Below are 26,005 nucleotides of genomic sequence, written 5' to 3'. Positions count from 1 at the left end.
TCCGCCACCGCCGAAGAGGTCGTCTTTGCAGACCGTCAGAGCTGGTTGACGTCGGTGATCCGGATGACGGCGGCACCGGCCTCGTCGGACGCGGCGAGGTCGACCTCGCCGCTGATGCCCCAGTCGTGGTCCTCGTCCGGGTCGGCGAAGATCTGCCGGACCAGCCAGCGCTCCGCCTCCTCGGTGATCAGCAGCAGCGCCGGGCCGCGCGCGTCCGGGCCGGCGCCGATCTCCTCGTGCTGCTCGAAGTACTCCTCCAGCGCGTCGGCCCACGCGTCGGCGTCCCAGCCGCTGTCGCCGTCCAGCTCGCCGAGCTCGTCGTAGCGGCGGCGGGCCGCGAGCTCCACGCGGCGGAACAGCGCGTTGCGCACCTGCACCCGGAAGGCCCGCTTGTTCAGCGTGATCCGCTCCGGGCCCTCGTCCACCGCCACGACCGTCGGCTCCGCGCCCGGGTGGCGCAGCTTCTCCCACTCGTCGAGCAGGCTGGAGTCGACCTGCCGGACCAGCTCGCCGAGCCACTCGATGATGTCGGTGAGCTCCTCGGTCTTGGCGTCGTCGGGCACCGTGTGCCGCAGCGCCTTGTAGACGTCGGCCAGGTAGCGCAGCACCAGGCCCTCGGAGCGGGCCAGCCCGTAGAAGTTGACGAACTCGACGAAGTTCATCGCCCGCTCGTACATGTCGCGGGCCACCGACTTCGGCGACAGCTCGTGCTCGCCGACCCACGGGTGTCCCTTGCGGTAGGTCTCGTAGGCGGCTTCCAGCAGCTCGGCCAGCGGCTTCGGGTGGGTGATCTCCTCGAGCAGCTCCATCCGCTCGTCGTACTCGATGCCGTCGGCCTTCATCTGCGACACGGCCTCGCCGCGCGCCTTGAACTGCTGCTGCGAGAGCACCTGCCGCGGATCGTCCAGAGTGGACTCGATCACCGACAGCACGTCCAGCGGGTAGCTCGGCGACTCGGAGTCCAGCAGCTCGATCGCGGCCAGCGCGAACGGCGAGAGCGGCTGGTTGAGCGCGAAGTCGAACTGCAGATCCACGGTCAGCCGCACCCGGCGGCCCTGCTCGTCGGGCTCGTCGAGCTGCTCGACCACGCCGGCGGACAGCAGCGCGCGGTAGATCGCGATGGCCCGCAGGATGTGGCGGCGCTGCGTCGGCCGGTCCTCGTGGTTGTCGGTCAACAGGTGGCGCATCGCGGAAAACGCATCGCCGGACCGGTTGATGACGTTGAGCAGCATCGCGTGGTTGACGTTGAAGCTGGACCGCAGCGGCTCCGGCTCGGCGGATTCCAGCTTCTCGAAGGTCTTCTCGCTCCAGGACACGAAGCCCTCGGGCGCCTTCTTGCGCACCAGCTTGCGCTTCTTCTTCGGGTCGTCGCCGGCCTTGGCGATCGCCCGCTCGTTCTCGATCTCGTGCTCGGGCGCCTGCACCACCACGTAGCCGGCGGTGTCGTACCCGGCGCGGCCGGCGCGACCGGCGATCTGGTGGAACTCGCGCGCCTTCAGGTGCCGGGTGCGGACCCCGTCGTACTTGGTCAGTCCGGTGATCAGCACGGTGCGGATCGGCACGTTGATGCCCACCCCGAGGGTGTCGGTGCCGCAGATGACCTTGAGCAGCCCGGCCTGCGCGAGCTGCTCGACCAGCCGCCGGTACTTCGGCAGCATCCCGGCGTGGTGCACGCCGATGCCGTGCCGCACCAGCCGGGAGAGGGTCTTGCCGAACCCGGCGGTGAACCGGAAGTCGCCGATCGCCTCGGCGATCTGGTCGCGCTGCTCGCGGGTGGCGACCTTGACGCTCATCAGCGCCTGCGCCTGCTCCAGCGCGGAGGCCTGGTTGAAGTACACGACGTACACCGGGGCCTGCTGACCGGCCAGCAGCTCCTCGATCGTCTCGTGCAGCGGCGTCTTGGCGTAGCGGAAGGTCAGCGGGATCGGCCGCTCCGCCGAGGTGACCACGGCGGTCTCCCGGCCGGTGCGCCGGGTCAGGTCCTCCTGGAAGAACGTGACGTCGCCGAGCGTGGCGGACATCAGCACGAACTGGGTGCGCGGCAGCTCCAGCAGCGGCACCTGCCACGCCCAGCCCCGGTCGGGCTCGGCGTAGAAGTGGAACTCGTCCATCACGACCTGGTCCACGTCGGCGCGGTCGCCGTCGCGCAGCGCGATGTTGGCCAGGATTTCCGCGGTGCAGCAGATGATCGGGGCGTCGGCGTTGACGCTGCTGTCGCCGGTCATCATGCCGACGTTCTCGGCGCCGAAGACGTCCACCAGCGAGAAGAACTTCTCCGACACGAGCGCCTTGATCGGCGCGGTGTAGAAGCTGCGCTTGCCGGCGGCCAGCGCGGTGAAGTGCGCCCCGGTGGCGACCAGGCTCTTGCCGGAGCCGGTCGGCGTGCTCAGGATCAGGTTCGCTCCGGTCACGACCTCCATCAGCGCTTCTTCCTGCGCCGGGTAGAGCGCGATGCCCTGGTCGGTGGTCCAGGACACGAACGCGTCGAGCAGCGCGTCGGGGTCCGGGGTGTCGGTCGTCAGGGCCGGGAGCTGATCGGTGAGCTTCATCAGTCCCCCATCGTCCCTGGTCAGCTCGGGCCGGAGTGACCCGGGGTGGCCGAACCCGCGGCCCCGGGAGCCACGCCGGTTCGCGTGCTGGTGCTCGGGACCTGCGATCGGGGACCATTGGGGCACGTGCGGGAGGAGGGGTGTCATCGTGAGCCGGAACGTGCGCTTCGTCGGTGGGCCGCTGGACGGCCGGATCCAGGACCTGCGCGACTCGGAGGCGGTCGCGGGGCGGCTGCTGCGGCACGTCCACCTGCACGACGGCCCGAAGATCGAGACCCACTACGAACTGCACTACACCCCGGAAACCGGCTGGGTCTACCACCTCTGCGGCCGCCGCCCGTGACCCAGGGTGATCGATCAACTACTTGTACGGACTGTACAATTCGCGCATGAGCGTCGAAGCTGTACACATGGACGACAGCGCCGCCATCGAAGTCAACGTCTCGTCTGCCCGCGCCCAGCTGCCGAACTACATCGAGCTGGCGAGCGAGGGCCAGTACGTCTACCTGACTCACCGGGGCAAGCGGGTTGCCGCACTGGTGGCAGCGGACGTCGCCGAGCATTGGGAAGCCGAGGAAGACGCGCACTGGGCGCGCCGCGTCGCCGAGGCGGAAGAGTCGGGCACGGTTTCCTGGGAAGCGGCGATCGTCGCCTTGGAGCGGGATCAGTGACCTACCAGATCGAGATCACCCGCGATGCCCTGAAGACCCTGGCCAAGCTGGACAAGCCGATTCGGCGACGGCTGCAGGTCGCGATCGATCAGCTCGCCTCGAATCCGCGCCCCGCCGGGGCCATCGCGCTCAAGGGCGTTTCCGGTTACCTGCGGATCCGGGTCTCGGATTTCCGGGTGATCTACCGCGTCGAAGATGGACGCCTCGTTGTGGTGGTGGTCGCGGTCGGCCACCGTCGCGAGATCTACGAGCGCTGACAGCTGCACGGGCGACGCCTAGAACGACGAGCGCTCCGGGTGCGAGGCGGAAACACCACCTGCGCACCCGGCGCGCGCCGAAGTACCGCCGCTACGACGGGATCCTCGAACCGTCCAGCGCCCTGGCGCAGACGATCGAGCCGGTGCTCGGCCCGTCGGACAGCAAGCTGCGCACCTTCGCGATGGAGGACATCGCCACGGTCGGCCCGGACCTCGCGATCCACCGGGTCCGCACCCGGACGGTGCTGCGGGCGCTGGAGGACGGCCCCGACCGTCACCTCTTCGTGTATCGCGGCGAGCCGGGCAGCGATTCGCGCTCGCTGGTGCTGGCGCCGACCGAGAACTGCCGCTTGGGTCGGGTCAGCCGGCATCCGGCGGTCCCGATCATGGCCGCGGAGCTGTTGTTCGACCGCAGCCTGCGGGCCGGCGAGACGCAGCTGCTGGAGTACGAGCTGCGCATCGAGCACCCGGCCATCAGCCTGGACCACCGCCGCGCCTTCCGGTATCCGGCGGATGCCTACGTGATGTCGGTGCGCTTCGCCGAGTCCGCACTTCCGGTGCGGTGCCGCTCTTTCCGGCAGGATCCGTTCGACGCCGAGAGCCCCGGCGCGGAGCTGGCCATCACCGGCGGCCGGTCGGTGCACCTCGCGACCCGCGACGTGCCGCGGGGCACCCTCGGGATCGCCTGGGAATGGGACTGACCGGGCCGCCGCCGGACTACCGCACATCGCCGCTAAGTGAATCGCCGCTAGGTCGCCTTGCGACCTGATTCACAGATCAGGGGTATTCCCAGAACCGGTCACTCGGCTAACCTCACCTCCATGGTGGCGCACTCGATGTCGAGCGGCGGCGGGCCGGACCTCTCCTCCGCCACACCCGTGGACCGCGAGCAGTGGCGGGCTCAGGTCAAGAAGGTGCTGCAGCGATCAGGACTGATCGGCGAGCAGCCCCCGGCCGGTCCGGTGGAGGACGTGCTCGCCTCGACGACCTACGACGGCATAGTCGTGCACCCCCTCTACTCCGAGGGGCCGCCCGAGGCCGGCTCGCCAGGGCTGGCGCCGTTCGTGCGCGGCAGCCGCCCGCAGGGCAGCGTCGCCGAGGGCTGGGACGTGCGGCAGCGGCACGAGAACCCGGATGCCGCCGAAACCAACCGGGAGGTCCTGGCCGACCTCTACAACGGCGTGTCGTCGCTGTGGCTCCGGCTCGGTTCCGGCGGACTGGCCGTCGACGACCTCGCGGACGCGCTGGAAGGCGTCCACCTGGACATGATCGGCGTGGCCCTGGACGCGGGCGAGGACTTCGTCGCCGCCGCCGAGGCGTTCCTGGCGGTCGCCGCCGAGCAGGGCGTGCGCGGCAGCGGCCTCAGCGGCAACCTCGGCGCGGACCCGCTGGGCGTGCAGGCCCGGACCGGCCGCCCCGGCGACCGGGACGGCGCGGTGCGGTTGGCGCGCCGCTGCGCGGCGGAGTTCCCGGAGCTGAAGGCGCTGGTCGTGGACGGGTTGCCGTACCACGAGGCGGGTGGCTCGGACGCGCAGGAGCTCGGCTGCTCGCTCGCCGCGGGCACGACCTACCTGCGGTTGCTGACCGAGGCCGGGCTGGACGTCGACACCGCCGCCGGGCTGCTGGAGTTCCGCTACGCCACCAATGCCGACCAGTTCCTAGGCATCGCCAAGCTGCGCGCCGCGCGGCGGCTGTGGGAGCAGGTCACCCGCGCCTGCGGCGCGTCGGAGCCCGCGCGGGCGCAGGCCCAGCACGCCGTGACATCGGCGGCCATGCTGACCAGGCGCGACCCGTGGGTGAACATGCTGCGCACGACGATCGCGACCTTCGCCGCCGGGATGGGCGGCGCACAGGCGGTCACCGCGCTGCCGTTCGACGCCGCGATCGGCCTGCCGGACGGCTTCTCCCGCCGCATCGCCCGCAACACGCAGACCCTGCTGCTGGAGGAATCGCACCTGGCGCAGGTGATCGACCCGGCGGGCGGCTCCTGGTACGTCGAGTCGCTGACCGACGAGCTGGCGCAGGCCGCCTGGCGGTGGTTCCAGGAGATCGAGGCCGCGGGCGGGCTGCCCGCCGCGCTGGAATCCGGCCTCGTCGCCGAGCGGCTCTCGGCCACGTGGGAGGAGCGCCGGGCGGCGATCGCGCACCGCGCGGACGCGATCACCGGCGTCAGCGAGTTCCCGAACCTGGACGAGGCGCCGCTGGAGCGCGAGCCCGCACCGCAGCAGCCTTCGGGCGGCCTCCCGGTGCACCGCTACGCCGAGGACTTCGAGCGGCTGCGCGACGCCGCCGACGCGCGGCTCGCCGAGACGGGCAACCGCCCCACGGTGTTCCTCGCGACGCTCGGCTCGCTCGCGGCGCACAACGCGCGCGCCTCGTTCACGCGGAACCTGCTCGCCGCAGGCGGCATCGAAAGCACCGACGCCGGAGCGACGGAGTCCACAGAGGACGTTCTGGCGGCGTACGCCGGCGCGCCGGTGGTCTGCCTGTGCTCCAGCGACAAGGTTTACGCCGAACGCGCCGCGGAAACCGCCGCGGCGCTCAAGCAGGCCGGGGCGAAGCACGTGCTGCTGGCCGGAAAACCGGGCGATCCGCCACCGGAGGGCGTCGACGGGTTCGTCTTCGCCGGGTGCGACGCGCTGGCCGTCCTCACCGACGTCCACGAGAAGCTGGGAGTGGGCCGATGACGCAGATCCCGAACTTCGCCGACATCCCGCTGGATGCCACCCCCGCCGCCGACCCGGCCCGGTGGCAGGCCGAGATCCTCGCCGCCACCGGCAAGGAGGCCGACGCCCTGGTCTGGGAGGCGCCGGAGGGCATCGGCATCAAGCCGCTCTACACCTCGGCCGACGTCGAGGGGCTCGAATTCCCGCACACCTACCCGGGTTTGGCGCCGTTCCTGCGCGGGCCGTACCCGACGATGTACGTCAACCAGCCGTGGACGGTGCGGCAGTACGCCGGGTTCTCCACCGCCGACGAGTCCAACGCCTTCTACCGCCGCAACCTGGCCGCCGGCCAGAAGGGCCTGTCGGTGGCGTTCGACCTCGCCACCCACCGCGGCTACGACTCCGACCACCCGCGCGTCGCGGGCGACGTCGGCATGGCCGGGGTGGCGATCGACTCGATCTTCGACATGCGCCAGCTCTTCGACGGCATCCCGCTGGACCGGATGAGCGTGTCGATGACCATGAACGGCGCGGTGCTGCCGGTGATGGCGCTCTACATCGTCGCCGCCGAGGAGCAGGGCGTCGCGCCGGAGAAGCTGGCCGGGACCATCCAGAACGACATCCTCAAGGAGTTCATGGTCCGCAACACCTACATCTACCCGCCGCAACCGTCGATGCGGATCATCTCCGACATCTTCGCCTACACCTCGCAGCGGATGCCGAAGTTCAACTCCATCTCCATCTCCGGCTACCACATCCAGGAGGCCGGGGCGACCGCCGACCTGGAGCTGGCCTACACCCTCGCGGACGGCGTCGAATACCTGCGCGCCGGGCGGCAGGCCGGGCTGGACATCGACGCCTTCGCGCCCCGGCTGTCGTTCTTCTGGGGCATCGGGATGAACTTCGCGATGGAGGTCGCGAAGCTGCGCGCGGCGCGGCTGCTGTGGTCGAAGCTGGTGCAGGCCTTCGAGCCGCAGAACCCGAAATCGCTGTCGCTGCGCACCCATTCGCAGACCTCCGGCTGGTCGCTGACCGCCCAGGACGTCTACAACAACGTGGCGCGCACCTGCGTCGAGGCGATGGCCGCCACCCAGGGCCACACCCAGTCGCTGCACACCAACGCGCTCGACGAGGCGCTGGCGCTGCCCACCGACTTCTCCGCGCGCATCGCCCGCAACACGCAGCTGCTGCTGCAGCAGGAATCCGGGACCACGCGGGTGATCGACCCGTGGGGCGGCAGCTACTACCTGGAGCGCCTCACCAAGGACCTCGCCGAGCGCGCCTGGGCGCACATCGCCGAGGTCGAGGACGCGGGCGGCATGGCGCAGGCCATCGACGCCGGCATCCCCAAGCTGCGCATCGAGGAGGCCGCGGCCCGCACCCAGGCCCGCATCGACTCCGGGCGGCAGCCGCTGATCGGCGTCAACAAGTACCGCTACGACGGCGACGAGCAGATCGACGTGCTCAAAGTGGACAACGCCGGGGTTCGCGCGCAGCAGCTGGAGAAGCTGCGTCGGCTGCGCGAGGAGCGCGACAGCCAGGCCTGCGAGGACGCGCTGCGCCGGCTCACCGCGGCTGCCGAGGCGTCGATGTCCGACCAGCGCCCCAACGACATGGCGCACAACCTCCTGGCGCTGGCCGTGGACGCGGCGCGGGAGAAGGCGACCGTCGGCGAGATCTCCGATGCGCTGGAGAAGGTCTTCGGCCGCCACTCCGGGCAGATCCGTACGATCACCGGCGTGTACCGGGACGAGTCGGGGCCGTCGGAGCAGCTGGAGGCGGCCCGCCGGCAGGTGGTGGACTTCGCCGACGCCGAAGGCCGCCGGCCGCGCATCCTGGTCGCCAAGATGGGGCAGGACGGCCACGACCGCGGCCAGAAGGTGATCGCGACCGCGTTCGCCGACCTCGGCTTCGACGTCGACGTGGGCCCGCTGTTCCAGACCCCGGCCGAGGTGGCCCGCCAGGCCGCCGAGTCGGACGTGCACATCGTCGGCGTCTCCAGCCTCGCGGCCGGGCACCTGACCCTGGTGCCCGCGCTGCGCGACGAGCTGGCCGGGCTGGGCCGGGAGGACATCATGGTCGTCGTCGGCGGGGTCATCCCGCCGGCCGACTTCGACGCCCTCCGGCAGGCCGGGGCCAGCGCGATCTTCCCGCCCGGCACCGTGATCGCCGACGCCGCGCTGGGCCTGCTCGAAGAACTCCGCACCCGACTCGACCACTGATCATGCCGCGACAGATCGACGTCCAGGACTACGCCAAGGGCGTGCTCGCCGGTTCCCGCACCAAGCTGGCGCAGGCGATCACGCTCGTCGAATCCACCCGCGCCGACCACCGCGCGCTGGCCCAGGAACTGCTCGTCGAGCTGCTCCCGCACAGCGGCGGCGCGCACCGCGTCGGCATCACCGGCGTGCCCGGGGTGGGCAAGTCGACCTTCATCGAGGCGCTGGGCTCGATGCTGACCGCGGCTGGGCATCGCGTCGCGGTGCTCGCGGTCGACCCGTCGTCGACCCGCAGCGGCGGCAGCATCCTCGGCGACAAGACGCGGATGGGCCGGTTGGCCAGCGACCCCGCGGCGTTCGTGCGGCCGTCGCCGTCGGCGGGCACGCTCGGCGGCGTCGCGCGCGCGACGCGCGAGACGATCGTGCTGATGGAGGCGGCCGGATTCGACGTCGTGCTGGTGGAAACCGTCGGCGTCGGCCAGTCCGAGGTGACGGTCGCGGGCATGGTGGACTGCTTCCTGCTGCTCACCCTGGCCCGCACCGGCGACCAGCTGCAGGGCATCAAGAAGGGCGTGCTGGAGCTGGCGGACGTCATCGCGGTCAACAAGGCCGACGGCGACCACGCGGCCGAGGCCCGCAAGGCGGCCCGCGAGCTCCGCGGCGCGCTGCGCCTGCTCACCCCGGTCAGCGCGGCGTGGACGCCGCCGGTGCTGACCTGCAGCGGCCTGCAGGAGCTCGGGCTCGACACGGTGTGGGAGCAGATCGAGCAGCACCGGGCGGCGCTGGACGAGGCCGGCGAGCTGGCCGACAAGCGCAGCCGCCAGCAGGTCGAGTGGACCTGGGCCCTGGTGCGCGACCAGCTGATGTCGGAACTCACCCACCACCCGGCGGTCCGCGCGATCGTCGGCGACGTGGAAACCCGGGTGCGGGCGGGAGAACTCACCGCGAGCCTGGCGGCGGAACAGCTGCTCGACGCCTTCCGGAAGCCCGGCCGGGAATCCACGTAGGACGGGGGCGGATACTGGCCCGAGCAGACTCGACCCGGGAGAACCATGCGGATCAGCGTTGACAACACCTCGGGCGTCGCGCCCTTCGAGCAAGTGCGGTCGGCGATCGCGGAGCAGATCAACAGCGGCGAACTCCCGGTGGGCACCAAGCTGCCGACGGTCCGCGCCCTGGCGGCGGAGCTGGGCATCGCGGCGAACACGGCGGCGAAGGCATACCGGGAACTGGAACAGGCGGGGCTGCTCGAAACCCGTGGCCGCGCAGGCACTTTCGTCTCCGACGCGGGCAACCAGGCGGCGGCCCGAGCAGCGGAAGCGGCGGCGACCTACGCCCAGATCACCCACGCGCTGGGCATCTCCGCCGACGAGGCCCTGGCGATCGTCCGAGCGGCCCTGAAGGCCTGACTCCGCAGCATCCCGCCAAAAGGCCGTGGGAACCGTGCTGGGCTGGCGGATCTGGTAGCCGCCCACCTGCACCCGGTTCAGCCGCTCCCGCGGAAGAAGCCTCGCCGCCGAGATTAGTCCTATCGGGCAACGGTTCTGGCCATTCTAAATTGATCGACGACAGCTCAGCAGAGCGATAGCCTGCTGGTGGTGGGTGCCGCACCGAGCGGAAACCACCGAGGTCCCCAGAGTTGAGCTACCGGCAAGGTTCCGCCGGAGCGGTTCCTCCCCGGGACGGCTCCACCATGTCCGCGCGCGACCGGGCCGGTCAGATCCCTCCCCAGGAGGCGTTGTGCGCGCGACCGAGAGCGAACTCCCGGTTTTCCCGTTCACCACCGCGGACGGCAGCAGCGACCACCACGAACGATTGGTCCGGCTGAGCGACGAGCAGCCGATCACCAGGGTCCTGCTGTCCGGTCGGCCGGTCTGGCTCGTCACCCGCTACGCCGAGGTCAACGCCGTGCTGCTCGACACGCGGTTCAGCCTGGCCCGCGCCATCGACCCGGGCATCCCCAGAGTGGGCAACTTCGAGCTGCCGCCGGAGCAGATCCTCGCCACCGACCCACCGGAGCACACCCGGCTGCGCAAGCTGGTCGCGAAGGTGTTCACCTCCCGGCAGATCGAACAGCTCCGGCCGCGCGTGCGGGAAGTGACCGACCGGCTGCTGGACCGGCTCGCCGAGCTGACGCCCCCGGTCGACCTGATCGAGCACTTCACCGCCTCGCTGCCCATCGAGATCATCTGCGAGATGCTCGGCGTGCCCCACCAGGACCGGGACGACTTCCAGGACTGGACCGAGCGCATCCTCACCGTGACCGGGCTGCCGCCCGAGGAGGTCCAGGCGGGGTATGCGCGGATGGGCGGTTACATCGCCGGACTCGTCGCCGACAAGCGCCGCACCCCCACCGACGACCTGCTCAGCCTGCTCATCGCGGCGCGTGACGAGGACGACCGGCTCACCGAGGACGAACTCGTGACGCTCGGATTCACACTGCTGATCGGCGGGCACGAGACCACCAAGAACCAGCTGGCGAACTCGGTGGCCATGCTGCTCGCCGACCACCCCGACCAGTGGCGACAGCTGATCGAGCACCCCGAGCTCATGGGGCCCGCGGTGGACGAGCTGCTGCGCTACCTCCCGCTGTTCAGCTACGAGGTGGCCTTCCCCAGGGTCGCCACCGCGACGGTCGAGCTGGGCGGGGTGACCATCGCCGAGGGTGACACCGTGCTCGTCTCGCTGAGCTCGGCGAACCACGATGCCGCGGTGTTCGACGCTCCCGACGACTTCGATCCCGCCCGCCTGCCCAACCGCCACCTGGCCTTCGGCAACGGCATCCACCGCTGCCTCGGCGCGCAGCTGGCCAGGATCGAGCTGGAGATCGGGCTCGGCGAACTCGCCCGGCGCTTCCCGCAACTGCGCCTGACCGACGCCGAACTGCCCTGGAAGACCGGCGGTCTCGTCCGGGGCCTGCACCAGCTCCGGGTCGAGTGGTGAGCCCACTCGGCCCACCCCGGCCCGCGGAGTGACCAGGACGTCCTGCACCCGCCCGAAGCGCAGGTCAGCTGGCGGGGACGCTCCACAGCCGCACGACGCCGTCCTCGCCCGCGGTTGCCAGGGTGCGGCCGTCCGGGCTGAACGACATGGTGGTGATGCGGTCGATCGAGGAGCCGATCTGCTCGCTGCCGGGCACGCTCCACAGCCGCACGGTGTTGTTGTCCACGATGGCGAGCACACTTCCGTCCGGGTTGGGCACTTGCCAGGAGCCGTCCGGAACGGTGCTGGGCTGGCGGATCTGGTTGCGGCTGGACAGATCCCACAACCGCAGCCAGCTGGTCTCGGTGGACGCGCTGTCGGTCTCGTCGTCGGACGTGGTCGCGGTGGCCGTGCCCACGGTCACCAGGACGCGGCCGTCGGGGCCGAACGCGGCGGTGCTGAGGCTCTCGGCCCGGGGCAGGCTGATCGGGTCGCCGATCTGCTGGCGGCTGGCCACGTCCCACAGGATCACGGCGCTGACGTCGTTCTCGGACCCGGACCTGTCGGACCACTGCACGCTGATCGCGACGGTGCGGCCATCCGGGCTGAAGGTGATCCCAGGAGCGTCGTACCCCTCGTTCCGGAAGGTGGGATCGCCGATCTGCTGACCGCTGGCCACGTCCCACAGCCGCACGAGGTCCACGTCCTCGTCCCCGTCCTCGTTCTGGGAGTAGCTGACGGCCAGGTAGCGGGCGTCCGGGCTGAACACCAGCCACTCGGACCGCTCGGCCAGTTCGCCGACCCCGGCGATGGGGTGTTGGCCGACCTGGGCGCCGCTGGCCACGTCCCACTGGCGCACCGAAGCGTTGGAGTCGCCGTAGATCGCGGCGATCAGGGTGCGGCCGTCCGGGCTGAACACGAGGTCGTTCAGACCGTCGAGCGGGCCGATGATCTGGCCGACCTGACGCTGTTCGGCGACGTTCCACAACTGCACGGTGCTGTCCTGCTGGACGGTCGCCAGGGTGCGGCCGTCCGGGCTGAACAACAGACGCCGGGCCGGGACTGCAGCGGCCATCGAACCGACCTGGGGAACCTGCGGCGGCGGCGCGGCGACCTGCGGTGGCGGCTGCAGCGCCCAGATCAGGACGCCGACCAGCGCCAGCGCGACGGCGGCGATGCCGAACCCCAGCGAGCGCCGCCGGGCACTCCCCCTGGGCCGGTCGGCCGTCGGCTCGGCGCGCGTGGGCGGGGTTTCCGCCGCGGTGGCCTCGCGGGTCGGGCCGGTGGCCACCCGGGTGGACACCACCGTCGGCGTGCCGGTGGTCGCCGTCGGTACCTGCGACGCGTCGAGGAGCCGGGCGATGTCGGCGTTCCGCTGCGCGATCAACCGGTGCACCCCGGCGGGCCACGGCCGCGCGGACGGCGCGATCTGGCCGATCGATTCCAGCAGCTCGGCCGGGGTCGGCCGCTCGGCGGGGTCCTTGGCCAGGCACGGCTCGGCGATGCGCCGTACCGCGCCGGGAACCCCGGAGAGGTCCGGGTCGACCTGCACGACGTTGTTCAGGGTCTGCAGGGTCGCCGTGTCGGTGAACGGGCTCGCACCCGTGCAGGCCGCGACGACGACCGAGCCGAGGGAGAACACGTCGCTGGCCGAGGTCACCGGCTCGCCCTTGGCCTGCTCGGGGGACATGTACGCGGGCGAGCCGACCAGCCAGCCGGCCCGGGTCAGGTCGCCGGCCCGGTCGCCGTTGACGGCCCGGACGATGCCGAAGTCGATGACCCGGGGACCGTCGTCGGCGAGCAGCACGTTGGACGGTTTCAGGTCCCGGTGCACCAGCCCGGCCCGGTGGATCTGGACCAGCGCGGTGGTCAGCCCGGCGGCCAAGCGCAGCACCGAATCCTCCGGCAGCGCACCGATGGCCGCCGCTGTCTCGTGCAGCGAGGGACCGGGCACGAAAACCGATGCCAGCCACGGCGCGGGCGCGTCCGGGTCGGCATCGATGACCGCGGCGGTGTACGCGCCGGACACCGCGCGAGATGCCTCCACCTCGCGGCGGAACCGCTCCCGGAACCCGTCGTCCTCGGCGAACTGCTCGTGCACCAGCTTGAGCGCGACCAGCCGGCCATCGGGGCCGCTTCCCAGCAGCACCCGCCCCATCCCGCCCCGGCCCAGCTCCGCGAGCACCCGGTACTGCCCGACCTCGCGCGGGCCCGACAGACCTAACGGCCGCACGACGACCCCATTCCAGTCAGTGCCGAAATGGCGGCCGGAACACCGCCGGACATCGCATCGACTGCCATGATCCCCTCTCCAGGATCGCGCGAATCCAGATCATGGATCTTCCCAGGAAGGTCCCCTGCGCGGAAGCGGAACGGCGCATAGCGCGACCCCGTCCGCCCAATTAGGACAAGCCGGGACGGCTCAGCCCACTTCGGCCTGCAGGGCTCGCATGGTGTTGATCTCGTCCTGCTGGGTCACCAGGACGTCCTGGGCCATCGCGTGGACCTGCTCGTCCAGGCCGTTGGCCATGACGTCGGTGGCCATCGTCAGCGCGCCTTCGTGGTGGGCGATCATCAGCCGCAGGAACAGCCGGTCGAAGTCCGCACCCTTGGAGTTCCCGAGCTGCGCCAGCTGTTCCGGGGTCGCCATGCCCGGCATGCTCGCGTGATCGTGCCCGCCGCCGTGGCCGCTGTGTCCACTGTGGCCGGTCTGCTCGTCGAGGCCGCGGGTGGCCAGCCAGCCCTGCATCGCGCCGATCTCCGGGCCCTGCGCGCCGCCGATGCGCTCCGACAGCGCGCGAACCTTGGGATCCTGCACGCGTTCCGGGGACAGCGACGTCATCTCCACCGCCTGCTGGTGGTGCGCGATCATCATGCGCACGTAGTCCGCCTCGACCTCGACCGGCGTGCTCCGCTCCGGCGCCACGCTCGCCACCACCTGAGGCTGGTCGCCCGGCGCACCCGGCAGTACCACCGGCGGCGACGCCTGCTCCGTCGCGCAACCGGCCAGCGCGCCCACCGCCAGAAGCAACGCGGCTGTTAACCGGCGCATCGATTCCTCCTCGTGTTGCAGGCAATTGCGGCCAATTGGCCGATAGGGCCACGATCCGGGCATAACAATACTGATCTCCAGCGGTACTCGGTACCGCCCATTTCGACTGCCCGGACTCAGGGCAGCGACGAGCATGGGAGTGGATGGTCTTGAAACCGAGCCCTAGGGGAAGGTTGCGCGTGCTGGGCGCCGCGCTCGGAGTGTTGACTCTCGGCTTAGCGCTCGCCCCGGCATCCGCGGCGACGCCCCCGAACAACGGCCCCGAGGAACTCTCCGCGCAGACCGTCGCCGCGCCGGCCGGCGACGTCAGCAAGAGCGAGAACATCGAGCACGTCACGAACCTGCCGAAGCAGGCGCCTTTCAACACGCTCGAAGCCTTCGGCACCGACATCGCCTTCAAGCAGGACTACGCGTACGTCGGCAACTACGACGGTTTCGTCGTCTACGACATCAAGAACCCGAAGAAGCCGCAGATCGTCACGCAGGTGCTCTGCCCGGGCGGCCAGGGCGACGTTTCCGTCTCCGGCGACCTGCTGTTCGTCTCCACCGACTACCCGCGCACGAACAACACGTGCACCAGCGAGAAGACCGACGCCAAGGACCCCAACGGCTGGGAGGGCATGAAGGTCTTCGACATCAGCGACCCGGCCAAGCCGCGCTACGTGTCGGCGATCGCCACCGACTGCGGCTCGCACACCCACACCCTGGTGCCGGACAAGGCCGGCGAGGCGGTGTACCTGTACATCTCGTCGTACGGCCCGCGAGCGGAATTCCCGAAGTGCCAGCCGCCGCACGACAAGATCTCCATCATCAAGGTGCCGCTGGACAACCCGGCGGAACCGGTGATCGTGGACGCGCCCGTGCTGTTCCCGGACGGCGGCAACCCGGGCACGCCGGACGCCAGCGCGACCACGGGTTGCCACGACATCACGGCGTTCCCGGAGAAGGACCTCGCCGCCGGCGCCTGCATGGGTGACGGCGTGCTGCTGGACATCTCCGACCGGGAGCAGCCGCGGGTGATCAACCAGGTCCGCGACGAGGAGAACTTCGCGTTCTGGCACTCGGCGACGTTCAACAACGAGGGCACCAAGGTCGTCTTCACCGACGAGCTCGGCGGCGGCAGCGCGGCCACCTGCAACGAGGCGACCGGCCCGACCCGCGGCGCCAACGGCGTCTACGACATCGTCGGCTCGGGCGCGGACTCGAAGCTGGAGTTCCGCAACTACTTCAAGATCCCGCGCCACCAGGCCGACACCGAGAACTGCGTGGCGCACAACGGTTCGCTGATCCCGGTCGACGGCCGCGACATCATGGTGCAGGCCTGGTACCAGGGCGGCGTGTCGGTGTGGGACTTCACCGACTCCACCAAGCCGGAGGAGATCGGCTTCTTCGACCGCAGCGCGTTCGACCCGGCGAAGCTGCAGACGGCGGGTTCCTGGTCGGCGTACTACTACAACGGCTACATCTACTCCAGCGGCATCCAGGAAGGCCTGGACGTGCTGGACATCAAGGACAAGCGGACGGACCCGGCGAAGAAGGTCCGCTTCGAGGAGTTCAACCCGCAAACCCAGCCGGTGTACCAGAACTGAGCCGGTAGCAACGTGATGCGGCCCCCGCCGGAACCTCCGGCGGGGGCCGTACCTTTCCAATTTTAGGCAAAATTGGAAACCCCCGGATCGCCACGACGCGGGCTGCGCTCGGCGGGTTCCCAATTTTAGGCAAAATCGCGAGCCCTTCCCGGCGCCCGGGCTAGTCCCTCGCGCCGAGGAAGTCGGGGACGTCGAAGGCGAACAGCGGGCCTCCGAAGTGGGCTCCCGCGGCGACCTCGCAGCCCATCTCGCGCCAGGTGGCCGCCTGCTCCGCCGTGTCGATCCCGCCCACCCACAGGCGGGCTCCGCAGGCGTCGACCAGCGGCACCAGGGCCCGGATCGCCTGCACCTCCGGCACGTCCGCGGACTCCGCCGCGTGCACCAGGCCGACGAGGTCGTCGCACAGGCGCACCGAGTCGACCGGGAGGTCGCGCAGCAGGCGCAGTTCGTCCGCGGAGCCGCGGAAGCTGTGCAGCGAGGTCTTGATGCCGCGGCTGCTGAGGTAGCGGACGTTGTCCCGGGCTTCCTCGTGGTCGCCGCTGATCGCCGCCATCGGCATGCACAGCCGCATCCAGGTCGCGTCGATGTCGCAGGAGGCCAGCACCCGGTGGATCACCGCCGCCAGGTCCGGGTCCTGGCCCTGGTTCGGGCTCAGCGACAGCTTCAGCTGCACCGGGTACCCCGCCGTGTGCCACTCGCACAGCTGCCGCCACGCGGTTTCCAGCATCCAGTCCCGCAGCGACAGGGTGACCCCGGAGCGCTCCGCGAGGCGCTGGCACTCGCCGTGCTCCAGGGTGCCGTATTCGCTCGTCTCCCAGCGGAGTTCGGCCTCCAGCGCGACCAGCGCGCCGTTGTCCATGCGGGCCAGCGGCCGGTAGAGGACCTCGAACTCGCCGAGCTCCAGGCCGCCGGGCATCACCGCCGCCAGCTTCGACTCGATCCGCTCCTCCGGCGCCGTGTCCGGGTCGAACAGCGCCCACTGCCGCTTGCCCGCGGCCTCCGCGCGGCGCAGCGCGACGTCCGCCGCCCACAGCATGTTCGCCGCGTCGGCGTCGGCCACCATCCGCTCCACCACGCCGATCCCGGCCGACGCCGCGATGCCCTGGCCTTCGCCGACGTAGACCGGCTCCGCGAGCAGGTCGTTGATCTGCTGGGTCAACGTTGTCACCGGCGGCGTCTTCTCCTGCTGCCAGAGCAGGATCGCGAACTCGGTGCCGCCGAACCGCGCGACGATCGCCTCCTCGTTCTCGACCAGCTGCTCCAGCCGCCGGGCCACGGCCTTGATCACCCGGTCGCCGACCTCGTAGCCGAGGCCGTCGTTGATCAGCTCGAAGCCGTCCAGGCCGAGGTGGTAGAGCGCCAGCCGGGTGTCGCGCGGCAGGTTCGCCAGCGCCGTCTCCAGGCGGGTGTGGAAGAACTGCCGGTTCGGCAGCCCGGTCAGCGCGTCGTGCAGGGCCTGGTACTGGAAGCGGTCCTGCAGCAGGTGCAGCTCGGTGATGTCCTCGACCATCGTGACGAAGTGCCGCGGCGCGCCGTCGGAGCCCCGCAGCACCGACACCGCCAGGTAGACCCACGCCTCCTCGCCGGTGGCGTGCTGCAGGCGCTTGCGGTCGCCGAGCCGCTTCGAGCTGCCGCCCTCGGCGAGCTCGCGGTAGGCGGCCGCCAGGTATTCGGCGTCGTCGGGGTGGAACAGGTCGTGGATCGTCATCGCCGCCAGGTCGTGCGCCTGGTAGCCCAGGGTGTTCTCGAACCCCGGGTTCACCTGGACGAACTTGCCCTCCAGGTCGCAGATCGCGACCCCGATGGGCGTCGTCGTGAACACCTCGCCGAACCGCGCCTCGCTGGCCGCGAGCTCCCGGTCGGCCTTCAGCTTCGAGCGCAGCAGCGCCTTCTTCAGCGTCTCCTGCTGGACGAAGGTGCTCTCCCGGTCGGCCGCGGCGTAGCCGGCCGCGACCGCGGTGACCAGCCCGAGGATCCGGCGCACCGCGTCGTTCCCGGGCAGCTGGACCAGCTCGTCGCGCAGCAGGTTCAGGCTCAGCGGCAGGCTGTCCTCGCCGGTGGCGTGCATCTCGACCAGCCTGCTGCCGACGGTGCGGCCCACCTCGTCAACCGCGGACGGATCGTCCAGGGCGCCGACGACGCGGTCGACGAGTTCCCGCAGCGTCTCCTCGACGGTCTCGCGGGCCAGCGGGATGTAGGACGCCGTGCTGAGCTCAGCCGCCCAGCGGCGCGCCACTTCGGCCCGCCAGCCGGCGTCGTACCGCTTCGGGTCCAGCACGTCCGGCATCCCGCGCGGGGCGTCCGGGGTTCCGTCGCTCATCTCACCCGTCCGTCAACGTTCGGCGAATCGCCCTGGTCGCACACCTTCCTAGCATCATCGGATATCAGCGCCACGCCCCCCGTGACCCGTCATAGCCTGCGTCCCACCCCCGCGTAGATCTGCGAGCCGCCGGGCTCGTCGGCGGCCCGTTCGGGCCGGTCCGGCCGCCACCGCGCGGTGCCGACGACACCCGGCTCCACCAGGTCGAATCCGGTGAACAGCTCGGTGATCTCCGCGTGCGTGCGGGTGTGGATCGGGTCCGAGCTGCGCCGCATGACTTCCACCACACCGGCCATCTCGTCCGGGCTGATGTCGGCGGTGAAGTGCGACAGCGCCAGGTAGCTGCCGGTCGCCAGCGCGTCCCGGTAGCGGGCGATGATCGCCGGGGCGTCCAGCTCGTGCGACACGAAGTGGAACACCCCGGCCATGATCAGGCCGATGGGCTCGTCGAAGTCGAGCAGCCGGCGGGTCTCCGGGTGCTCCAGGATCACGCCCGGCTCGACCAGGTCGGCCTGGATGATGGTGGCGTTGTCGTTGCCCTCCAGCAGCAGCTGGCTGTGCGCGACGGCGACCGACTCGTAGTCCACGTACACCACGCGCGCGTGCGGGTCGGCGGCCTGGGCGATCTCGTGCACGTTGCCCACGGTCGGGATGCCGGAGCCGACGTCGAGGAACTGCCGCACGCCCTGCTGCGCCATGTGGACCACGGCGCGCCGCAGGAAGGCCCGGTTGAGCCGCGCCACGTCGCGCGCGCTGGGCAGCGCGGACAGGAACTTCTCGGCCAACGTCCGGTCGGCGGCGAAGTTGTGCGCGCCGCCCAGCAAGTAGTCGTAGAGCCGTGCCGCGCTCGGGATCTCCTCATCGACATCTTGGGGTACCCACGTTGCCTGTTCGGTCACGGTTCGCCTCAATTCTCGCGCCGTTGCGTGTCGGACAGACTACTGGGTGACACCAAACGGCTTGACGGGCGTGACCATGCCGCGACTATCCGTATCGATCGAGCTCGACTCGCTGGTGCCAGAATCGTGCCCTGCCGCGTGATCCGGCGCAGGCAGCCGCGGTGAGCGTCAGTGCGCCTCTTCGAGGGTTTCCCCGTCGGCGACCAGGGCGTCGAGCTCGGCGACGTCCTCGGCGGTGAGTGCCACCCCGGCGGCCGCGGTGTTCTCCTCGAGGTGGCCGAGGGAGGAGGTGCCCGGGATCAGCAGGATGTTCGGCGAGCGCTGCAGCAGCCAGGCCAGGGACACCTGGGCCTGGGGCGCGCCGCGACGCTCGGCGATCGCGCGCAGCACGTCGTCCTGGCGGGCACGGCTGTCGGCGAAACCGGAGCCCAGCGGGAAGAACGGGACGAACGCGGCACCGGCCGCCGCGGTCTGCTCGACCAGGTCGGCCGAGGTCCGGTTCACCACGTTGTAGAGGTTCTGCACGGACGCGATCTCGGTGTGCCGCCGCGCCTCCTCGAACTGCGCGGCGGACACATTGGACAGTCCGATGGCGCGCAGCAGGCCCTGCTCGCGGAGCTCGGCCAGCGCGCCGAGCTGGTCGGCCAGCGCGATGCCCCGGTCGACGGTGTGCCGCAGGTAGACCAGGTCCAGGGTCTCCAGCCGCAGGCGGCGCAGGTTGTCGTGCACCTGCGCGCGCAGCGCGTCGGGGTGGTTTAGCGGCAGCCACGCCGCCTCGTGGTCGCGGTAGGCGCCGATCTTGGTGGCCAGCACGAGCCCGTCGCGGTAGGGCCGCAGCGCCTCCGCGATCAGCTCGTTGACCACCCACGGCCCGTAGAAGTCGCTGGTGTCGATGTGGTCGATGCCCAGCTCCACGGCGCGGCGCAGCACCCGGATCGCCTGCTCGCGATCGGCGGGCGGGCCGAACACGCCGGGCCCGGCCAGCTGCATCGCGCCGAAACCGAGCCGGCTCACGGTCGACTCCGCGGTCAGCGGGAACTTTCCACCCAGGGCGGTCGAAGCACTCGTCACGCCGCGATGCTGCTAGAAAACCACGCCCTCGGCAACAAGCCGTTGCTCACATCATTGTCTTTGAAGCGGCGCAGCCGCTTAGCCCACGCCCGCAGCTCGCACCGCCGCGGGTTCTCAGAAGCCTTCTCGCGAGGACAGCCTCGACGCCTCGTATTGGTCATACTCAAGTCGGGGATCCCGGAGTCGAGAAGGCTTCTGAGGTTCCGCCACCCGCACCGCCACGCAAAACGAGCCTGGAAACAAGAATTCACACCTGCGGCATCAGGAGTAGCCAGGTTCCACCGACCAGGATGGCGGCGAGCCCGGCGAGGAACCAGATCGCCAGCCAGATCCCGGCGGGCAGCCCGGTGAGCCGGGCGAGCTGGTCGGCGTCGGAGTTCGGGGCGCGGCCGCCGGAGCGCTTGCGGCGCAGCTCGGCGATCGGCCGCAGGCCGCCGAAGAGCAGGAACCAGCTGAACAGCGCGCAGCACAGCGCCTGCCAGGCCGGCGTCGCGAACCAGGACACCGCGAAGATCACGCCGCCGGTGAACACGATCGACAGCACGCCGTAGGCGTTGCGGATGGCCAGCAGCATCGCGGCGAGCAGCGCGATGCACGCCCACAGCATCACGTGCGCGAGGTCGACGGTGACCAGCCACGCTCCGCCGAGCCCGAGCAGCGACACCGCCGGGTATCCGGCCAGCAGCGTGAACACCATGCCCGGTCCGGTCGGCTTGCCGGTCGACACGGTCAGCCCCGAGGTGTCGGAGTGCAGCCGGATGCCGTTCAGCTTGCGCCCGCTGAGCAGCGCGACCACCGCGTGCCCGCCCTCGTGGGCGATCGTCACCACGTTGCGCAGCAGCAGCCAGGTGTTGCGGCTGAGCACCAGGAGCAGCGAGAGCACGCCCGCGACCAGCGCGGCGATGTTGCCCGAATCCAGCAGTTGCGCGGACCACTCCCGCACTAAATCGTCCACAGTAGACACCCAAGGTCGGCGACAGACCGCGGCCCAGCGTAGCCGTCGCTCAGCCGGAGGCGCGGACGACCAGCTCCGGGGCGATGGCGACGCTGCGGGACGCGCCCTCGTCGCCGGCGAGGTGCGCCCCCAGCACCCGGACCGCCTCCGCCGCGATCTGCTCCTGCGGCTGCCGCACCGTGGTCAGCGCGGGCTGGGCGAGTTCGGCGTACGGGATGTCGTCGAAGCCGGTGACCCGGACGTCCTCGGGCACCCGGACGCCCCGCCGCGCCAGCTCGCTCAGCACGCCCAGGGCGATCGTGTCGTTGCCGCACACGATGCCGTCCGGCAGCGACCCCTGCGCCAGCAGGAGCTCCCCGGCCTGCTGACCCCATTCCTTGCTGAAGTCGCCGAGCAGCACGTCGGCGCCGTCGCCGGCGGCGCGCCGGAAACCGTCCAGCCGGGCCTGCGCCGACGAGTCGGTCGGCCGCGATCCGACGAACACCAAGCGGTTCGCGCCGAGCCCCAGCAGGTGACGCACGACCTGGCTCACCCCGGCCTCGTTGTCGACCCCGACCCAGCTGCCCGCGAAGCCGTCCACCCGCAGGTCGAGCTGGATGACGGGAACCCGCCCGGCCGCCGCCGCCAGCACCTCGCCGCTGCGTTCGCGGTGGCACGGGATCATGATCAGCGCGTCGACCCGGCGATCCAGCAGCGCGCGGACCTGGCGCTGTTCGGTTTCCGGCGCGTAGTGCGAGTTCGCGAGCAGCAGGCTGCGCTGCCCGTCCTGCAGCTGCTTCTCCACTGCCTCGACGAGCGTGGCGAAGAAGGGGTTGCCAATGCGAGGCACGACCATGCCTATGGTGTGCGTGGTGCGGCTGCGCAGTGACGCGGCGACGACGTTGGGCTCGTAGTCGAGCTCGCGGGCCGCCGCGAGGACCTTCTCCCGGTTCTCCGCTCGCACGCCGCGCTGCCCCGACAGGGCTCGCGACGCGGTCGCGACCGACACCCCGGCCCGCGCCGCCACGTCGTGGATCGTGACGCCCACGCCACCTCCTCCGCTGGATACCACCCAGTACTGTAATCGTTTTCGCAGCGGTTCCTCGTCCGGACGATTACTTCGTGGCGCCTACGAGTCGGGCCTCATCCGGCCCGGCGCGCAGTAGGCGGGTCCCGACTCCGTCAGTCGAAGTACGCCGCCACGTCGAGGGCCCCTCCGGCGGCGGCGAATTCGTCCTGGGCCGCCCGCCGGAGGTCCGCGTCGGCCAGGTAGTCCACTGTGGTCAGAGCGAGGCCGATCGCGCCGTCGAGGACCGCCCGGTCGCCCGCCGGACTCGCCGCCGCGGCGGCGAATTCCTCGGTGTGCAGGGCGAGGTTCGGGTCGCCCAGGCCGATCATCGGGTGGATCGCCGGGAGCCGGTAGCTGATGTTGCCGAGATCCGTCGAGCCGGTGAGGTACTCCGGGACGACGCCGCGCGGCAGGGACGTCCGGCCGCGCCGGGCCTGGTGCTGCGCCCAGCGGGCCGCCAGCGCGTCGTTGTGCCGGATGGGCAGGTAAGCGGGGTTGTTGTCCCAGTTCAGCTCGACGCCGCAGCCCGTCATCGAGGCCGCGCCGTGCGCGATCGCCTCGATCCGGGCGGCGAGGTCCTGCAACGAGCCCGGCTCGGCGGACCGGACGTAGAACACCGCCGCGGCTCGGTCGGGCACGACGTTGGGCCGCTTGCCGCCGTCGGTGATGATCCCGTGCACCCGGTCCGTCGACGGCATGTGCTGCCGCATCGCCGCGACGCCCTGGTACGTCGCCACGACCGCGTCGAGCGCGTTGCGGCCCATGAACGGCTGCGCGGCGGCGTGCGCGGCGACGCCGTGGAACACCACCTCCAGCTGGCGCCGCCCGAGGAACGGGTGCGCGGCGATGTCGTGGGAGAACGGGTGCAGCATCACGACCGCGTCGACGTCGTCGAAAAGCCCTGCCCTGGCCAGGTGTTCCTTGCCGCCGCCGCCCTCCTCGGCCGGCGTGCCGACCAGGCTGACCCGGCCGCCGGTCGCCGACACCGCGGTGGCGGCGGCGAGGAACCCGCCGACGGCCGCCGAGCAGATGATGTTGTGGCCGCAGCCGTGCCCGATGCCCGGCAGCGCGTCGTACTCCGCCAGCACCGCGACGTGCGGGCCGTCGCCGCCGGCCTCGACGCGCAGCGCGGTGTCCAGCCCGCCGACGCCCACCTCGGCGTCGTGCCCGTGGCGCCGCAGCAGCTCGGCGGCCTGGGCGACGGACCGGTGCTCGGCGAACGCCTCCTCCGGGTGCGCGTGCAGCTCCCGGCTCAGCGCGACGAGCTCCTCGGCGTTGTCGTCCACCCACCGCTCGACGTCGGCGCGCAATGCCTCGCCGGCGCCCGCGAACTCGGAGCGGATCGGCTCGGCGGCGGCCACGGCTCGCTCGGTAGCAGCGGAAACGGCGCGGAGGTAGGAGTCATCGGGCTGCGTAGGCTGTGTCACACCCCGAACTCTAAAACCTGTGCTCAAACGCGTCTTGCGTAGCGGTGTTGCGCGGCGAATCACCGCCGCGCGGCGCCGTCCTGCCGGGGAACCGGTCCGAGCACCCGGTGCGCCAGGAGCGTGCCGCCGACGACGGCCGACGGGATCACCAAGAGCTGCGCGACCGGGATCAGGCACAGCAGGTAGGTCGGCAGCCCGAAGCCGAAGACCACCGCCCGGTACTGCCGCAGGGCCCGGCGCCGGTCGCGGAAGGTCAGGCCGCGCCGCTGGAACACCAGGCCGACCATCTCCAGGGTGACCAGCCACGCGCCGAAGAACGCGCCCAGCACCAGCGCCGCGATCTGCCCGACCACCGGGATGAACCCGATGCCGAACAGCAGGATCGCGCCGACCAGCGCCACGCCCACCAGCTTCAGCGAATCCCGGACGCCGCGGCCGAGCTGCCGCGCGAAACCGGCGCCGTCGTCGGAGGCGTCCAGCCCGAGCTTCTGCTCCGCCTGCTCGGCGATGTGCTCGTAGAACGGTCCGCCGATGAGCAGCGTGACGGCGATGAACGACACCGACGCCAGCAGCCCGCCGGCGCCGACCAGCGCCACGCCCACCAGGATGCGCAGCGCCTGGCGGGCGGCATCGCCCCAGCTGTCGGCGAACGGCGTCATCCAGGTGACCAGATCGGGGCTGAAGTAGATGAGCGTGCCGAGGCCGCCCAGCAGCAGCAAGGCGCTGATCAGCGCCGGCAGCGCGCCGAGGAACAGCAGCTTCGGATTGCGCAGGATGATGCCGAAACCGGTGCCGAGCGTGCGGACACCGGAGAGGAACGAACTCATCAGGATTGGTCTCCCGTGCGGTGGCGATCGACGCCCACCGTATCGGCCGCGGCGCGGCAGCCGGGCGGGAAACCGTGGATCAGCGCACCACGCGGTGCCGGTTGCGCCGCGGGTGCGGCACCGACCGGGGCCGCCGGCCGTCGGCCGGCCCGGGATTGCGGCGGTCCTCCTGGTGGTTCGCGTGCAGCTCCACCAGCAGGACGTCCGGGTTCTCCCCGGCGTGGCTGCGCCAGAGCATCCTCAGCAGCTCGTCCTCGGCGAGCACCCAGCGACGGCCGAAAACATCATCGTCACTCATGGCGGCTCCAGCATCCCCGCGGCTGTTCACGCATGGTGCACGTGCGATCTCTCCCCGTAAACCATACCCCGCGAACGACCTGCGGTGATCCGTCTCACCGGGAGCGGTCCGCGGTTGCCCGACCGGAAGAGGTCAACTTAGGTTAGCCTTTCTTGCCAGAACTTCGGGCTGTCGGCCCGAACCGGACGACGAAGGACTTCGGTGATGACGCCTCCCCCAGCAGCTGGTGCCCGGTTCGGCCGTCGGGGCTTCCTGATCGGCACGTCCGGCGTGCTCGCCGCCGGACTGGCCGCCGGGCTGACGGCCTGCGGCGGCTCCGGCGGACCGGACGGGACCGGCAACGCCCAGGCCGGGCCCGGATTCCCGGCGAACGTCCCGAACCGGTACGGCGCGGCGGAGATCAAGGCCGCACCGCAGCGCGTCGTCACGCTGGGCATCACCGACCACGACGTGCTGCTGCCGCTGGGCGTGATCCCGGCCGGGCTGACCAAGTGGGGCCCGTGGGACAGCGGTGTCGGCCCGTGGGCGGAGCCGTTCCTGGGCGGCCGGCGCCCCAAGGTGTTCGGCAGCGAGGTCGACGTGGAAGGCGTCATCGCGCTCGCCCCGGACGTCATGATCGCGCTGCAGAGCGCCCTGACGCAGGAGCAGTACAACCGGCTCAGCACCTTCAACCCGGTGGTGGCGCAGCCGCCGAACTCCATCGACTACGGGGTGAACTGGCGGGTGCAGGCCGAGACGATCGGCCAGGCGCTGGGCAAGCAGGCCGAGGTCGCCAAGCTGCTCGCCGACACCCAGGAGCGCATCGAGCAGACCCGCCGGGCGAACCCGCTGTTCGAGGGCAAGACGCACGTGACGGTCCGCACCGACTCGGCGGGCACCTACGCCGCCTACACCAAGCAGGACGCCCGCACCGCCCTGCTGGAGCAGCTCGGGCTGCGGTTGTCGCCGGCCGTCGAGAACCTCGACAGCGGCGGCAAGTTCAACGTCAAGGTCAGCAAGGAGCAGGTGGGACTGCTGGACGCGGACGTCGTGATCGTGACGACCGCCAAGGCCGCCGACGTGGACGCGGTCCGCAAGGACCCGCTGCTGAACAACCTGCCCGCGGCCAAGCGCGGATCCCTGGTGCTGCTGGACGACTACGACCTGACCATGGCGCTGGGCTCGGCCACCGTCTCCAGCATCCCGTTCGCCCTGGAGCGGCTGACGCCGAAGCTGGTCGACGCGCTGAGCTGACG

General features: G+C 71.1%; 22 protein-coding genes. 11 read left to right on the top strand and 11 right to left on the bottom strand.

Annotated elements, in window-relative coordinates; all coding sequences use genetic code 11:
• Positions 1–35 precede the first annotated feature (35 nt).
• Positions 36–2,549 (bottom strand): DEAD/DEAH box helicase, encoded by a 2,514-nt coding sequence (locus AC07EQ_RS31975; RefSeq protein WP_478391556.1) that lies wholly within the window; start codon positions 2,547–2,549, stop codon positions 36–38.
• 145 nt (positions 2,550–2,694) lie between these two features.
• Between AC07EQ_RS31975 and AC07EQ_RS31970 the strand changes: the two genes are divergently transcribed.
• The 9 genes from AC07EQ_RS31970 (at position 2,695) to AC07EQ_RS31930 (ending at position 11,305) form a co-directional block, all read left to right on the top strand.
• On the top strand, positions 2,695–2,892 hold the full coding sequence (locus tag AC07EQ_RS31970) for a hypothetical protein (RefSeq protein ID WP_478391604.1): 198 nt from the start codon (positions 2,695–2,697) through the stop codon (positions 2,890–2,892).
• A gap of 46 nt (positions 2,893–2,938) precedes the next feature.
• The gene (locus tag AC07EQ_RS31965) at positions 2,939–3,220 is read left to right on the top strand and encodes a type II toxin-antitoxin system prevent-host-death family antitoxin (protein ID WP_358575539.1); all 282 of its coding nucleotides are present in this window, start codon (positions 2,939–2,941) and stop codon (positions 3,218–3,220) included.
• Positions 3,217–3,477, top strand: a complete 261-nt coding sequence (locus AC07EQ_RS31960) for a type II toxin-antitoxin system RelE family toxin (protein WP_478391555.1) — start codon at positions 3,217–3,219, stop codon at positions 3,475–3,477. The genes AC07EQ_RS31965 and AC07EQ_RS31960 overlap by 4 nt, the downstream gene beginning before the upstream one ends.
• A gap of 143 nt (positions 3,478–3,620) precedes the next feature.
• Complete coding sequence (locus tag AC07EQ_RS31955; RefSeq protein ID WP_478391554.1) at positions 3,621–4,178, top strand: hypothetical protein; 558 nt, start codon at positions 3,621–3,623, stop codon at positions 4,176–4,178.
• A 120-nt stretch (positions 4,179–4,298) separates the two neighbouring features.
• Entirely contained in the window at positions 4,299–6,164 is a 1,866-nt protein-coding gene (locus AC07EQ_RS31950) for a methylmalonyl-CoA mutase family protein (RefSeq protein ID WP_478391553.1), read from the top strand.
• The gene (gene scpA, locus AC07EQ_RS31945) at positions 6,161–8,365 is read left to right on the top strand and encodes a methylmalonyl-CoA mutase (RefSeq protein WP_478391552.1); all 2,205 of its coding nucleotides are present in this window, start codon (positions 6,161–6,163) and stop codon (positions 8,363–8,365) included. The genes AC07EQ_RS31950 and scpA overlap by 4 nt, the downstream gene beginning before the upstream one ends.
• Before the next feature lie 2 nt (positions 8,366–8,367).
• A complete protein-coding gene (meaB, locus tag AC07EQ_RS31940; RefSeq protein WP_478391551.1) occupies positions 8,368–9,369 on the top strand; it encodes a methylmalonyl Co-A mutase-associated GTPase MeaB in 1,002 nt (333 codons plus the stop codon).
• A gap of 45 nt (positions 9,370–9,414) precedes the next feature.
• Entirely contained in the window at positions 9,415–9,771 is a 357-nt protein-coding gene (locus tag AC07EQ_RS31935; protein ID WP_478391550.1) for a GntR family transcriptional regulator, read from the top strand.
• Positions 9,772–10,102: 331 nt separating this feature from the next.
• Positions 10,103–11,305: a cytochrome P450 gene (locus AC07EQ_RS31930; RefSeq protein ID WP_478391549.1), complete on the top strand. Its 1,203-nt coding sequence runs from the start codon at positions 10,103–10,105 to the stop codon at positions 11,303–11,305.
• A 64-nt stretch (positions 11,306–11,369) separates the two neighbouring features.
• Here the strand turns inward: AC07EQ_RS31930 and AC07EQ_RS31925 are convergent, their stop codons facing one another.
• Positions 11,370–13,517 (bottom strand): WD40 repeat domain-containing serine/threonine protein kinase, encoded by a 2,148-nt coding sequence (locus tag AC07EQ_RS31925; protein ID WP_478391548.1) that lies wholly within the window; start codon positions 13,515–13,517, stop codon positions 11,370–11,372.
• 189 nt (positions 13,518–13,706) lie between these two features.
• Positions 13,707–14,336, bottom strand: a complete 630-nt coding sequence (locus AC07EQ_RS31920; RefSeq protein WP_478391547.1) for a DUF305 domain-containing protein — start codon at positions 14,334–14,336, stop codon at positions 13,707–13,709.
• A gap of 143 nt (positions 14,337–14,479) precedes the next feature.
• Here AC07EQ_RS31920 and AC07EQ_RS31915 point away from each other — a divergent pair, with 143 nt between their 5' ends.
• Entirely contained in the window at positions 14,480–15,925 is a 1,446-nt protein-coding gene (locus AC07EQ_RS31915) for an LVIVD repeat-containing protein (protein WP_478391546.1), read from the top strand.
• A 160-nt stretch (positions 15,926–16,085) separates the two neighbouring features.
• On the opposite strand, the gene AC07EQ_RS31910 is transcribed toward AC07EQ_RS31915, so the two are convergent.
• The 8 genes from AC07EQ_RS31910 to AC07EQ_RS31875 all read right to left on the bottom strand — a co-directional run bounded on the left by AC07EQ_RS31910 (position 16,086) and on the right by AC07EQ_RS31875 (position 24,770).
• Entirely contained in the window at positions 16,086–18,245 is a 2,160-nt protein-coding gene (locus tag AC07EQ_RS31910; RefSeq protein WP_478391545.1) for a putative bifunctional diguanylate cyclase/phosphodiesterase, read from the bottom strand.
• A gap of 89 nt (positions 18,246–18,334) precedes the next feature.
• Positions 18,335–19,144, bottom strand: a complete 810-nt coding sequence (locus AC07EQ_RS31905) for an SAM-dependent methyltransferase (RefSeq protein WP_478391544.1) — start codon at positions 19,142–19,144, stop codon at positions 18,335–18,337.
• Between the two features lie 168 nt (positions 19,145–19,312).
• The gene (locus AC07EQ_RS31900; protein ID WP_478391543.1) at positions 19,313–20,215 is read right to left on the bottom strand and encodes an oxidoreductase; all 903 of its coding nucleotides are present in this window, start codon (positions 20,213–20,215) and stop codon (positions 19,313–19,315) included.
• Between the two features lie 247 nt (positions 20,216–20,462).
• Positions 20,463–21,170 carry a M50 family metallopeptidase gene (locus AC07EQ_RS31895; RefSeq protein WP_478391542.1) on the bottom strand — a complete coding sequence of 236 codons (708 nt, stop codon included), beginning with the start codon at positions 21,168–21,170 and terminating at the stop codon, positions 20,463–20,465.
• 49 nt (positions 21,171–21,219) lie between these two features.
• Positions 21,220–22,197, bottom strand: coding sequence for a LacI family DNA-binding transcriptional regulator (locus tag AC07EQ_RS31890; protein ID WP_478391541.1), 978 nt, complete (start codon positions 22,195–22,197; stop codon positions 21,220–21,222).
• A gap of 134 nt (positions 22,198–22,331) precedes the next feature.
• A complete protein-coding gene (locus tag AC07EQ_RS31885) occupies positions 22,332–23,645 on the bottom strand; it encodes a M20 family metallopeptidase (protein ID WP_478391540.1) in 1,314 nt (437 codons plus the stop codon).
• A gap of 59 nt (positions 23,646–23,704) precedes the next feature.
• The gene (locus tag AC07EQ_RS31880; protein WP_478391539.1) at positions 23,705–24,472 is read right to left on the bottom strand and encodes an EI24 domain-containing protein; all 768 of its coding nucleotides are present in this window, start codon (positions 24,470–24,472) and stop codon (positions 23,705–23,707) included.
• Positions 24,473–24,551: 79 nt separating this feature from the next.
• Positions 24,552–24,770 carry a hypothetical protein gene (locus AC07EQ_RS31875; protein ID WP_478391538.1) on the bottom strand — a complete coding sequence of 73 codons (219 nt, stop codon included), beginning with the start codon at positions 24,768–24,770 and terminating at the stop codon, positions 24,552–24,554.
• A 204-nt stretch (positions 24,771–24,974) separates the two neighbouring features.
• Here AC07EQ_RS31875 and AC07EQ_RS31870 point away from each other — a divergent pair, with 204 nt between their 5' ends.
• The gene (locus tag AC07EQ_RS31870; protein ID WP_478391537.1) at positions 24,975–26,003 is read left to right on the top strand and encodes an iron-siderophore ABC transporter substrate-binding protein; all 1,029 of its coding nucleotides are present in this window, start codon (positions 24,975–24,977) and stop codon (positions 26,001–26,003) included.
• The last annotated feature ends 2 nt before the right edge of the window (positions 26,004–26,005 follow it).

Source organism: Saccharopolyspora sp. NPDC045839, assembly GCF_056431645.1.
This window is presented reverse-complemented; position numbering and strand designations above follow the sequence as displayed.

Coding starts and splice junctions, on each gene's coding strand:
- AC07EQ_RS31975 (WP_478391556.1), bottom strand. CDS start 2,549: ATGAAGCTCACCGATCAGCTCCCGGCCCTGACGACCGACACCCCGGAC.
- AC07EQ_RS31965 (WP_358575539.1), top strand. CDS start 2,939: ATGAGCGTCGAAGCTGTACACATGGACGACAGCGCCGCCATCGAAGTC.
- AC07EQ_RS31950 (WP_478391553.1), top strand. CDS start 4,299: ATGGTGGCGCACTCGATGTCGAGCGGCGGCGGGCCGGACCTCTCCTCC.
- scpA (WP_478391552.1), top strand. CDS start 6,161: ATGACGCAGATCCCGAACTTCGCCGACATCCCGCTGGATGCCACCCCC.
- meaB (WP_478391551.1), top strand. CDS start 8,368: ATGCCGCGACAGATCGACGTCCAGGACTACGCCAAGGGCGTGCTCGCC.
- AC07EQ_RS31935 (WP_478391550.1), top strand. CDS start 9,415: ATGCGGATCAGCGTTGACAACACCTCGGGCGTCGCGCCCTTCGAGCAA.
- AC07EQ_RS31920 (WP_478391547.1), bottom strand. CDS start 14,336: ATGCGCCGGTTAACAGCCGCGTTGCTTCTGGCGGTGGGCGCGCTGGCC.
- AC07EQ_RS31915 (WP_478391546.1), top strand. CDS start 14,480: ATGGTCTTGAAACCGAGCCCTAGGGGAAGGTTGCGCGTGCTGGGCGCC.
- AC07EQ_RS31910 (WP_478391545.1), bottom strand. CDS start 18,245: ATGAGCGACGGAACCCCGGACGCCCCGCGCGGGATGCCGGACGTGCTG.
- AC07EQ_RS31880 (WP_478391539.1), bottom strand. CDS start 24,472: ATGAGTTCGTTCCTCTCCGGTGTCCGCACGCTCGGCACCGGTTTCGGC.
- AC07EQ_RS31875 (WP_478391538.1), bottom strand. CDS start 24,770: ATGAGTGACGATGATGTTTTCGGCCGTCGCTGGGTGCTCGCCGAGGAC.
- AC07EQ_RS31870 (WP_478391537.1), top strand. CDS start 24,975: ATGACGCCTCCCCCAGCAGCTGGTGCCCGGTTCGGCCGTCGGGGCTTC.